Genomic DNA, 7690 nt, shown 5'->3' on the forward strand with positions numbered 1-7690 from the left:
AGCCAGAAAATCGTGCAAACCCCTTGGTTTGCGCACCCACATGGGTGTCTTGCAGCGTGTTATCGGGGCCGGCTTGACCAGCCACCAATAACGGAAAAAGGCCGGTGGCATAAGCCACCAGCCATCAGCCTTTCGCTCAACGCTCAGGCTGGCATCGCAAAGTCGAAATTACTTCAGCTCGACTTTAGCGCCTGCTTCTTCCAGCTTCTTCTTAGCGTCTTCAGCGGCTTCTTTCGAAACGCCTTCAGCTACAACCTGAGGAGCGCCATCGACTTTCTCTTTGGCTTCTTTCAGGCCCAGACCGGTCAGTTCGCGAACGGCTTTGATCACGTTCACTTTCTTGTCGCCGGCTTCAACCAGAACAACGTTGAACTCGGTCTGCTCTTCAACAGCGGCAGCAGCAGCAGCTGGGCCAGCGGCAACAGCGGCAGCAGCGGTAACGCCGAAGGTTTCTTCCATCGCTTTGATCAGTTCAACAATTTCCAGAACAGTTTTCTGGCCGATCGCTTCGATGATTTGCTCGTTAGTCAGAGACATGACTTAAATCCTGTATTGGGGTGACAGCCTACGCAGCCATCAAATTAAACGTATGATTTTGAAAGAGTTGCGCGTGCCTTAGGCAGCAGCAGCTTCTTTCTGGTCGCGCAGAGCTGCCAGGGTACGAGCCAGCTTGCTGGTTGCACCTTGGATTACGCTCATCAGCTGTGCGATAGCCTCGTCGCGAGTTGGCAGAGTTGCCAGCACGTCGATCTGGTTAGCGGCAAGGAACTTGCCGTCAAACGCAGCTGCCTTGATCTCGAACTTGTCCTGACCCTTGGCGAACTCTTTGAACAGACGGGCAGCAGCGCCCGGGTGTTCGTTGGAGAAAGCAATCAGGGTCGGGCCTTTGAACGCGTCGTTGAGGATCGAGAATTCGGTGCCTTCAACAGCGCGCTTGAGCAGGGTGTTACGTACGACACGTACGTATACGCCAGCTTCGCGGGCCTCTTTACGGAGTCCGGTCATTGCGCCTACAGTCACACCACGGGCATCGGCCACGACAGCGGACAGAGCGACTTTGGCAGCCTCGTTGACTTCAGCGACGATGGCCTTCTTGTCTTCGAGTTTAATTGCCACGGGTTTACTCCTGGTTTTTACCGTTTCATCTGGCCGAAGCCGGATGTCGTTTTGGTGTCTGATTCGGTAACGAATCGGGAGCACCATCTGCGTGGGCTGGTGTTTTAAGGCTTGCGCCGCCTACGGTCTTGGATAGCCCCCGCCAGGCAGGGACCCCAATTTTTGCAGGTGGCGCGACAAGTCGCGCCACCGTGTTCTTACACGTTCAGCGAGCTCTGATCGATGATCAGACCTGGGCCCATGGTGGTGCTCAGGGTAACGCGCTTGACGTAGATACCTTTCGAAGAAGCCGGCTTGATACGCTTCAGGTCAGCGATCAGGGCTTCAACGTTTTCCTTCAGCTTGTCAGCTTCGAAGCCGATTTTGCCAACGGAGGTGTGGATGATACCGTTTTTGTCGGTACGGTAGCGAACCTGACCAGCCTTGGCGTTTTTGACAGCGCCGGCTACGTCTGGAGTTACGGTACCCACTTTCGGGTTAGGCATCAGGCCGCGAGGACCCAGAACCTGACCCAGCTGACCTACAACGCGCATGGCATCAGGCGATGCGATTACGACGTCATAGTTCAGGTCGCCGCCTTTCATTTCGGCAGCCAGATCGTCCATACCTACGCGGTCAGCGCCGGCAGCCAGAGCGGCCTCAGCAGCTGGACCCTGGGTGAAGACGGCAACACGTACGGTCTTGCCAGTGCCGTGTGGCAGCACGGTAGCGCTACGAACGACCTGGTCGGATTTACGCGGGTCAACACCGAGGTTAACGGCGATGTCGTAGGACTCTACGAACTTGGCAGCCGGCAGCGAAGCGAGCAGAGTTGCGGCTTCTTCGAAGTTGTAGGCCTTGCCTGCTTCGATTTTCTCGGCGATTGCCTTTTGGCGCTTGGTCAGCTTAGCCATTACACACCCTCCACGTTCAGGCCCATGCTGCGGGCAGAGCCAGCGATGGTGCGTACAGCTGCGTCCAGGTCAGCGGCGGTCAGATCAGCCTGTTTAGCTTTGGCGATGTCTTCCAGCTGAGCACGGGTAACGGTACCGACTTTAACGGTGTTCGGGCGAGCCGAACCACTGGTCAGGCCAGCAGCTTTCTTCAGCAGAACCGAGGCAGGGGTGCTCTTGGTCTCGAAGGTGAAGCTACGGTCGCTGTAAACAGTGATGATTACTGGAGTCGGCAGACCGGCTTCTTGACCCTGAGTACGGGCGTTGAAGGCCTTGCAGAACTCCATGATGTTCACACCGTGTTGGCCCAGAGCTGGACCGACGGGTGGGCTTGGGTTGGCCTGGCCGGCCTTAACTTGCAGCTTGATGTAAGCCTGAATCTTCTTAGCCATGAGCTACTCCAAAATCGGGTACGAACGCCTGATGGCTCCCCGGATGACTTGCGTTTTATCCCAGTGACGACAAAACCCCGCAGCACACAGGGCTGCGGGGTATGGGATGCTTCGTCCGCCTAGACCTTTTCGACCTGGCTGAACTCGAGCTCCACCGGAGTAGAGCGACCGAAAATGAGCACTGCAACCTGCAGGCGGCTCTTCTCGTAGTTAACCTCTTCGACACTACCATTGAAGTCAGCGAACGGACCGTCAATGACTCGAACCACTTCACCCGGCTCGAACAGCGTCTTCGGCTTCGGCTTGTCACTACCATCGGCAACGCGACGCAGGATAGCCTCGGCTTCTTTATCGGTAATCGGCGCAGGTTTGTCTGCAGTACCACCGATAAAGCCCATCACACGAGGGGTGTCCTTGACCAAGTGCCAAGTCCCTTCGTTCATCTCCATCTGGACCAACACGTAGCCAGGGAAGAATTTACGCTCACTTTTGCGCTTCTGGCCGTTGCGCATTTCAACGACTTCTTCGGTCGGGACCAGGATCTCGCCGAAACCGTCTTCCATGCCAGCCAGCTTCACGCGCTCGATCAGGGAGCGCATTACATGCTTCTCGTAACCCGAGTAAGCATGCACAACATACCAACGCTTAGCCACGGGACACCTTTAGCCAACGATCAGGGAGACCGCCCAGCCGAGCAGGGAATCAAGACCCCACAGCAGCAGTGCCATAACCAGCACGACAGCCACGACAATCAGCGTGGTCTGGGTGGTTTCCTGGCGGGTCGGCCACACGACTTTACGGATCTCGGTACGAGCTTCCTTCGCCAGCGCAAAGAACGACTTACCCTTCGCAGTCTGCAGAGCTACAAAGCCTGCGACAGCAGCCAGGGCGAGAAGTGCAAGGACGCGATACAGAATCGGAGAGGCGGAGTAATACTGATTACCCACTACGCCAACAACCACCAAAGCCACTACAGCCAGCCACTTGAACAGATCAAAACGCGATTCTTGGGCTTCAGTTTTGGGGGTCATCGAGGAGGATCCTGTAAGAAGAAAGCCATCACACCGAGGTGAAATGGCAGGTCAGGAGGGAATCGAACCCCCAACCTACGGTTTTGGAGACCGTCGCTCTGCCAATTGAGCTACTGACCTGTAACGCTGTATCAGGCCGGCCATTATACCGGCCTGATCAAGTAAATCAACTACTTATTCAATAATTTTTGCTACGACGCCGGCGCCGACGGTACGACCGCCTTCACGGATAGCGAAGCGCAGACCGTCTTCCATTGCGATGGTCTTGATCAGGGTAACAGTCATCTGAATGTTGTCACCTGGCATTACCATTTCAACGCCTTCCGGCAGTTCGCAGTTACCGGTCACGTCAGTGGTACGGAAGTAGAACTGAGGACGGTAGCCTTTGAAGAACGGAGTGTGACGACCGCCTTCTTCCTTCGACAGAACGTAGACTTCTGCGGTGAACTTGGTGTGCGGCTTGACCGAACCTGGCTTGACCAGAACCTGACCACGCTCAACGTCGTCACGCTTGGTACCACGCAGCAGAACGCCGCAGTTCTCGCCAGCACGGCCTTCGTCCAGCAGCTTGCGGAACATCTCAACACCGGTACAGGTGGTGGTGGTGGTGTCACGCAGACCAACGATTTCCAGCGGATCCTGAACGCGGACGATACCACGCTCGATACGACCGGTAACAACGGTACCACGCCCCGAGATCGAGAATACGTCTTCGATTGGCATCAGGAATGGCTGGTCGATGGCACGAACTGGCTCAGGGATGTAGGCATCCAGAGTTTCTACCAGCTTCTTGACAGCGGTAGTACCCATTTCGTTGTCGTCTTTGCCTTCCAGCGCCATACGAGCCGAACCGATGATGATCGGAGTATCGACGCCTGGGAAGTCGTAGGTGGACAGCAGGTCGCGAACTTCCATCTCGACCAGTTCCAGCAGCTCTGCGTCGTGTACCAGGTCAGCCTTGTTCAGGAAGACCACGATGTACGGAACGCCAACCTGACGGGACAGCAGGATGTGCTCACGGGTTTGTGGCATCGGACCATCGGCGGCCGAGCAAACCAGGATTGCGCCGTCCATCTGGGCAGCACCGGTGATCATGTTCTTCACGTAGTCAGCGTGACCTGGGCAGTCAACGTGAGCATAGTGACGAATGTTCGAGTTGTACTCGACGTGAGCGGTGTTGATGGTGATACCGCGCGCTTTTTCTTCTGGAGCCGAGTCGATTTTGTCGAACTCAACGACGGCCGAACCGAAAACTTCGGAGCAGACGCGAGTCAGAGCTGCGGTCAGAGTGGTCTTACCGTGGTCAACGTGGCCGATAGTGCCGACGTTAACGTGGGGAAGGGAACGATCAAACTTTTCCTTAGCCATCGATACAATCCTCCGCAGAAGAAAATAGTCTTACGCTGATAAAACAAAGGCAGATATTTTCATATCTGCCTTGTTTATATGGAGCTCTTGAGCGGACTTGAACCGCTGACCTCACCCTTACCAAGGGTGTGCTCTACCAACTGAGCTACAAGAGCGAAACACTTTGCGCAAAATCCAGCAAACTTGGAGCGGGTAGCGGGAATCGAACCCGCATCATCAGCTTGGAAGGCTGAGGTTCTACCACTAAACTATACCCGCGGAGCTTGCGGCTCTCGCTAAAACTGGTGGAGGGAGAAGGATTCGAACCTTCGAAGCTCTCGCAACGGATTTACAGTCCGTCCCCTTTGACCGCTCGGGAATCCCTCCAGATGTGGCCGGCATTCTATGTGTCTGCCGTCCTAGTGTCAAGCTCTTTTTCAAATTTTTTCAATCAAATCTGAAACTTAGCTGCTTTGACACTCGCTTCCGGTTCTGCCACCTAAGTGGTGTTCCCTGTGAAGCGGGCGCCATTCTATCAAGCTATTCGCCAGTTGCAATACCCTGGCAGAAAATAATTTTGTGTTTTAAGTCTTTGAAATCGTTGGAAAGACTCTCAAGGACGCTTTGGTCCAGCAAACGCTCGCTTTCCGGGGAAATCTTGAGCCATAGCCCCTCTGCTCCAGGTAGCTGGCCGGACACCGGTGCCGCATTGATATCGAGGCTGAGCAAGCGCTGCCGCAGCGCATCGAGCTGCTCGCGAGCTGCCAGACCACCGACTACCAAGCATTCGTCACGGCGCCGTGCCGGCGCAGATGCCCCTGTTTCCTTGAGCAGGCGAATCTCTTGCTGGTTACCTTTGTACAACGACAACGGGGCGACATCCTTCGCCTTCAGCGGGGCTTCCTGTTGGTGCCAGACGTAATAGAAAACGTTGAGCACCAGCAACAGCAGAAACAACCAACGCATAAGCACCTCAGTCCAGTGGACAGGCCATCGCCAGGCCGACAAATACCAGGTCGGGGACTACTCTGGCCTGTGGCGCCGCCTCTCGCACCAGCGGCGCATCCCCACCTGTCAGGAATACAGTGAAGTCATCACCCCACAAGGCTCGCGCCTGCTCGAGCTGGGTACGGGCAAAACCCTGCAGCATCATTACGCAACCGCGCTCTACCGCTTCTACAGTGGATCGCCCTGGTGCAAGGCTGCTCAAGGCACGCTCGGCCGATGCGTCGTCATAGCGAATACGGCGGGTATGGGTACGCAGCTGGCTGCGCATCAACGGCATGCCTGGGCATATGTATCCTCCCAAGTGCTCGCCATCCGCTGAAACGAAATCGGCCTTGGCCGCAGTGCCCAGGTCAATGACCAGGCATGCACTCTTGGCGAGATGGAAGGCACCCAACGCTGCCAACCAGCGGTCCATGCCCAATCGCTGGTAGTCGTCATAACCATTGCGTACGCCTGCCATTTCCTGCGCAGGCTCGGCAACACGCGCAACGACTGCAAAAGCCTTGGCGATCAGCGCACAGAGGGCAGCGGTTTCATCCTCGCTGCGCACACTTACAATTCGGCAACCTGTAAGTCGCAATGACGGGAGAGCCGCGACCTCGTCAACCAGCGCCTGATCGGAATCAACAATCCCACCACCTACAATGGTGGCGTCAGCAGCGTGAATGACACGCCACTTGATAAAACTGTTACCGCAATCGAGCTCAAGAATCATCACGCAACCTCAAACTGAGCTCACCACCACTGAAGCTCTTTTCCACACCGTCGACCTCGAGCCGCAATCCACCCTGCCCGTCCACACCCAGCACGACACCATCGATACGGGTGGTACCCGCTATGAGAGACACATTACGCCCCTGCCACAGATGCGCCTGCTCCCACTCTTCCTGGAACGCAGCAAAACCGTAGCGTCGATGACGGGCCAACTCATGTTGCAACTGCTGGCTGAGCCTGGCCACCAAGTGATTGCGATCAATTGTCGCGCCAACTTCACGCCGCATCGAGGTCCACTGCTGATCGACCTGCTCATTGGCCTGCATGTTCACATTAATGCCAATACCAAGCACGACATGGCAGACGTCTGCAGGGTCACCCACAAGCTCCAGGAGAATACCGGTTATCTTTTGCCCACGGACCAGGACATCGTTGGGCCACTTTAACCCCACGTCCTTCACGCCAAACTCCTGTAGCGTGCGCATCACAGCCAGCCCAACCACCAGGCTGAGACCTTCGAGCTGACGCATGCCGCCATCGACGCGCAAAACCAGGCTGTAGTAGAGATTTTCTGCAAATGGACTTATCCACATGCGACCGCGGCGACCACGCCCGGCACTCTGACGTTCTGCCAGGACCAGGAATGGAGCCGGCTGCCCCTCACTGGCAAGACGCAAGCCTTCAGCATTTGTGGAATCGATGGTTTCGTGGATGAAAACAGGCCAGCGATCGCTATCGGTGAACCCAGCGATCGCCTGTGCATCGAGCAAGCTCAGCGGCGCGGCCAGCTGGTAGCCACGCCCACGGACTTTATGAATGGTGAGGTTCAGCTCACTTTCCAGGTGTTGCAGCTGCTTCCAAACGGCGCTGCGACTCACCCCGAGGGCTGCCCCCAAGGCTTCTCCGGAATGGAACCGGCCATCCTTGAGGAGATTCAACAACTTCAGCATGCCAGTCTCGACTTGGAATAAGGCTGGCATGATAGCTAGGGGTCGTTGGCTTGCATAGGAAAAGGGCTGCGGGTAACCGCCAGAAACACCGAGTATTTTGCTGAAAAAGACAAAACCCCTACCTGCATGTGCAGATAGGGGTTTTGCGAAATGAATCTTGACGATGACCTACTCTCACATGGGGAAACCCCACACTACCA

At 56.0% G+C, this 7690-nt stretch carries 10 protein-coding genes and 4 tRNA genes; all 14 read right to left on the reverse strand.

The window, feature by feature from the left end:
- Positions 1 to 168: 168 nt before the first annotated feature.
- On the reverse strand, positions 169 to 537 hold the full coding sequence (rplL, locus tag ACIPZ5_RS16220) for a 50S ribosomal protein L7/L12 (RefSeq protein WP_060480382.1): 369 nt from the start codon (positions 535 to 537) through the stop codon (positions 169 to 171).
- A 78-nt stretch (positions 538 to 615) separates the two neighbouring features.
- Positions 616 to 1116 carry a 50S ribosomal protein L10 gene (rplJ, locus tag ACIPZ5_RS16225; RefSeq protein ID WP_003257082.1) on the reverse strand — a complete coding sequence of 167 codons (501 nt, stop codon included), beginning with the start codon at positions 1114 to 1116 and terminating at the stop codon, positions 616 to 618.
- A gap of 197 nt (positions 1117 to 1313) precedes the next feature.
- Positions 1314 to 2009, reverse strand: coding sequence for a 50S ribosomal protein L1 (rplA, locus tag ACIPZ5_RS16230; protein WP_027919361.1), 696 nt, complete (start codon positions 2007 to 2009; stop codon positions 1314 to 1316).
- A complete protein-coding gene (rplK, locus tag ACIPZ5_RS16235) occupies positions 2009 to 2440 on the reverse strand; it encodes a 50S ribosomal protein L11 (protein WP_003255500.1) in 432 nt (143 codons plus the stop codon). The genes rplA and rplK overlap by 1 nt, the downstream gene beginning before the upstream one ends.
- A 119-nt stretch (positions 2441 to 2559) precedes the next feature.
- A complete protein-coding gene (gene nusG, locus ACIPZ5_RS16240; RefSeq protein ID WP_003255501.1) occupies positions 2560 to 3093 on the reverse strand; it encodes a transcription termination/antitermination protein NusG in 534 nt (177 codons plus the stop codon).
- A gap of 9 nt (positions 3094 to 3102) precedes the next feature.
- Positions 3103 to 3471, reverse strand: coding sequence for a preprotein translocase subunit SecE (secE, locus tag ACIPZ5_RS16245; RefSeq protein WP_008089117.1), 369 nt, complete (start codon positions 3469 to 3471; stop codon positions 3103 to 3105).
- A gap of 44 nt (positions 3472 to 3515) precedes the next feature.
- A tRNA-Trp gene (locus tag ACIPZ5_RS16250) sits at positions 3516 to 3591 on the reverse strand.
- 54 nt (positions 3592 to 3645) lie between these two features.
- A complete protein-coding gene (gene tuf / locus ACIPZ5_RS16255) occupies positions 3646 to 4839 on the reverse strand; it encodes an elongation factor Tu (protein ID WP_400809632.1) in 1194 nt (397 codons plus the stop codon).
- A gap of 79 nt (positions 4840 to 4918) precedes the next feature.
- Positions 4919 to 4994: transfer RNA gene (locus ACIPZ5_RS16260), tRNA-Thr, on the reverse strand.
- 29 nt (positions 4995 to 5023) lie between these two features.
- A tRNA-Gly gene (locus ACIPZ5_RS16265) sits at positions 5024 to 5097 on the reverse strand.
- A gap of 24 nt (positions 5098 to 5121) precedes the next feature.
- Positions 5122 to 5205: transfer RNA gene (locus ACIPZ5_RS16270), tRNA-Tyr, on the reverse strand.
- A 153-nt stretch (positions 5206 to 5358) separates the two neighbouring features.
- Positions 5359 to 5784 (reverse strand): hypothetical protein, encoded by a 426-nt coding sequence (locus ACIPZ5_RS16275; RefSeq protein ID WP_343598740.1) that lies wholly within the window; start codon positions 5782 to 5784, stop codon positions 5359 to 5361.
- 7 nt (positions 5785 to 5791) lie between these two features.
- Positions 5792 to 6541: a pantothenate kinase gene (locus ACIPZ5_RS16280; protein ID WP_343598739.1), complete on the reverse strand. Its 750-nt coding sequence runs from the start codon at positions 6539 to 6541 to the stop codon at positions 5792 to 5794.
- Positions 6531 to 7490: a bifunctional biotin--[acetyl-CoA-carboxylase] ligase/biotin operon repressor BirA gene (gene birA / locus ACIPZ5_RS16285; protein ID WP_343598738.1), complete on the reverse strand. Its 960-nt coding sequence runs from the start codon at positions 7488 to 7490 to the stop codon at positions 6531 to 6533. The genes ACIPZ5_RS16280 and birA overlap by 11 nt, the downstream gene beginning before the upstream one ends.
- Between the last annotated feature and the right edge of the window lie 200 nt (positions 7491 to 7690).

The organism is Pseudomonas sp. NPDC089428 (assembly GCF_044749325.1).
Classification (GTDB): domain Bacteria; phylum Pseudomonadota; class Gammaproteobacteria; order Pseudomonadales; family Pseudomonadaceae; genus Aquipseudomonas.

Coding starts and splice junctions, on each gene's coding strand:
- rplL (WP_060480382.1), bottom strand. CDS start 537: ATGTCTCTGACTAACGAGCAAATCATCGAAGCGATCGGCCAGAAAACT.
- rplA (WP_027919361.1), bottom strand. CDS start 2,009: ATGGCTAAGCTGACCAAGCGCCAAAAGGCAATCGCCGAGAAAATCGAA.
- rplK (WP_003255500.1), bottom strand. CDS start 2,440: ATGGCTAAGAAGATTCAGGCTTACATCAAGCTGCAAGTTAAGGCCGGC.
- secE (WP_008089117.1), bottom strand. CDS start 3,471: ATGACCCCCAAAACTGAAGCCCAAGAATCGCGTTTTGATCTGTTCAAG.
- tuf (WP_400809632.1), bottom strand. CDS start 4,839: ATGGCTAAGGAAAAGTTTGATCGTTCCCTTCCCCACGTTAACGTCGGC.
- ACIPZ5_RS16275 (WP_343598740.1), bottom strand. CDS start 5,784: ATGCGTTGGTTGTTTCTGCTGTTGCTGGTGCTCAACGTTTTCTATTAC.
- ACIPZ5_RS16280 (WP_343598739.1), bottom strand. CDS start 6,541: ATGATTCTTGAGCTCGATTGCGGTAACAGTTTTATCAAGTGGCGTGTC.
- birA (WP_343598738.1), bottom strand. CDS start 7,490: ATGCTGAAGTTGTTGAATCTCCTCAAGGATGGCCGGTTCCATTCCGGA.